This window comes from Polaromonas sp. (assembly GCF_013817205.1).
Lineage (GTDB): Bacteria > Pseudomonadota > Gammaproteobacteria > Burkholderiales > Burkholderiaceae_C > Polaromonas.
In genome coordinates this window covers 1-2,312 of record NZ_JACDDD010000148.1, presented here as the reverse complement: position 1 = coordinate 2,312, position 2,312 = coordinate 1, and the positions used below count along the sequence as shown (strand labels likewise).

Sequence of the window (2,312 nt, the reverse complement as noted above, 5' to 3'; positions counted from 1 at the left end):
GCTTCGACCCGCGCGAGGTCGGGCTGGTGCTGCTGGGCGGGCTGCTGGCTTTTTTCATGCTGGAAAAAGTGGCCCTCTGGCGCCATGATCATCGCCACGCCCAGGGCCTGCCCAGCCACACGCCGCGCGTGGCCATGATCGTTGTCGGCGATGGCCTGCACAATTTTGTCGATGGCGTGCTGATCGCCGCAGCCTTCCTCACGGACCCTGCACTGGGCTGGACCACCGCGCTGGCCGTACTGGCGCACGAGATTCCGCAGGAAATGTCGGACTTCATGGTGCTGCTCAGCGCTGGCGTGGAAAAACGCCGCGCCTTGCTGCTCAACGCAGTTTCAGGCTTGGCCATGGTGGCCGGTGGCGTGCTGGGCTATCTCGCCCTGCAGCAAGCCGAGGCAGCGATTCCCTACGTGCTGTCGGTGTCCGCCGCCAGCTTCATCTACATCGCCGTGGCCGACCTGGTGCCCGAGTTGCACCGCAAACGGCAGCCGTCGGACTGGTTGAGCCAGGGCCTGCTGCTGACGCTGGGCCTGGGCACGGTGCTGCTGATCGGCGAACTTTTGCCGCACTCGCACTGACTGGCGACTTATTTTTCTTGCACCTTTATCCACCCCAGGAGCCCCTGATGAGCCTCATCCCCGTCACCATACTCACCGGCTTTCTCGGTAGCGGCAAGACCACGCTGCTGAACCACATCCTCAAGGCCGATCACGGCTATAGGATCGCAGTGATCGAAAACGAGTTCGGCGAAGCCGGTATCGACAACGAGCTGCTGGTGCAGGACTCTGAGGAGCAAATCGTCGAGATGAACAATGGCTGCATCTGTTGCACCGTGCGCGGCGACCTGGTGCGCATTCTGGGCGAGTTGGCAGACAAAAAGAAGGCCGGCAAGCTCAGCTTTGACCACATCGTGATCGAAACCACCGGCCTGGCCGACCCGGCACCCGTGGCGCAAACCTTTTTTGTAGATGACAAGGTCATGCAAAATTATTTGCTGGATGCCATCGTCACGCTGGTCGATGCCAAACACGCGCCGCAGCAACTGGACGAACACCACGAAGCGCAAGAACAAGTGGGTTTTGCCGACCGCGTGCTGCTGACCAAGACCGATCTGGTTGAGGCGAGTGACGTGCAGGCCCTGCGCCAGCGCCTGACCCGCATGAACCCGCGCGCAAAAATTGGCGAATCCAAAAACGGTGTGGCTGCCGTGGGCGATCTGTTGGACATCCGGGGTTTCAACCTGAACGCCATCCTCGAAATCGAGCCCGAGTTCCTCAATGACGTCTCGCATGAGCACGACGACGATGTCAGCTCGTTTGTGTTCCGTGAGGACCGACCGCTTGATCTGGAAAAGCTCGAAGACCTGCTGGGTGGTCTGGTGCAGGTCTACGGCGCGCAGATGATGCGCTACAAGGGCGTGCTCAACATTGCCGGTGAGCCAAACCGCGTTGTGTTTCAGGGCGTGCACATGCTGATGGGCGCCGACACCGGCCCGGCCTGGAAGCCCCAGGAGCAGCGCACTTCGAAAATGGTGTTTATCGGCAGGGATTTACCCCGGGACGTGCTGCTGCAGGGACTGGCGCAATGCACGGCCGACGTGTGAGCAGCGGCGTCTGAAAGGAGAGGTAAACATGGAGATTTACACCAGGCTATTGCAAATGCGACAGATTCGCATTTATAATGAATGCAACAAATCACCAACCAGCAAGCCACTCCATGATTGTTTGTGTCTGCCGCCGAATCTCCGATCGCGAAATCGCCCGCCACGCCCGAGCCGGGCTGGGTTTCGATGAGATCCAGTTCGAACTGGGTGTCGCCACCCAGTGCGGCCAGTGCGAAGGCTGCGCGCGCGACGTGGTCGCGCAGTGCAGCGGCAGCTGTCCAACAGCACACATCAAGCTCGCCACCCATCCCCTGGAAGGCAGCACATGGAATCATCCCTCACCCTCTTTGCAACTCTCGCCGGCAGCCTGATCCTCGCGGTCGCTCCGCTCTGGTGGATTTTTCGCCCTTGACAGGTTTTGGCCTGTGCCTGCAGCGCTTTCACGCGCTTGCGCATGCTTCCACTAGACTCCAATGAACGCCCCTGCCCTGTCGCCTCCTCCAACACTCGCCTCCGTGCGCAAACCCATGAATCGCAACATCGTGATTGCCACCAGCGTGGTCATCTTTCACGTCGCGGTGCTGTGGGCCATGCAAAACGGTCTGCTGCGCCGCTCGGCCGAGATCGTGGTGCCAGCGGAGATGCTGACCCGCATCATCGAGATAACACCGCCCAAGGTGGCGCCGCCGCCGCCACCTCCGCCGCCCAAAAC

The 2,312-nt window shown here is 60.9% G+C and carries 3 protein-coding genes and 1 pseudogene; all 4 read left to right on the top strand.

The features are described 5' to 3' along the window. A partial coding sequence (locus tag H0W47_RS18595) for a ZIP family metal transporter (RefSeq protein WP_296927096.1) occupies positions 1 to 575 on the top strand: 575 nt, incomplete at its 5' end. A 47-nt stretch (positions 576 to 622) separates the two neighbouring features. Next, positions 623 to 1,600: a GTP-binding protein gene (locus tag H0W47_RS18590; protein ID WP_296927094.1), complete on the top strand. Its 978-nt coding sequence runs from the start codon at positions 623 to 625 to the stop codon at positions 1,598 to 1,600. A gap of 113 nt (positions 1,601 to 1,713) precedes the next feature. Continuing rightward, positions 1,714 to 1,971 carry a (2Fe-2S)-binding protein gene (locus H0W47_RS18585; protein WP_296927092.1) on the top strand — a complete coding sequence of 86 codons (258 nt, stop codon included), beginning with the start codon at positions 1,714 to 1,716 and terminating at the stop codon, positions 1,969 to 1,971. 102 nt (positions 1,972 to 2,073) lie between these two features. Then, a pseudogene (locus H0W47_RS18580) lies at positions 2,074 to 2,312 on the top strand (energy transducer TonB); the annotation flags it as partial.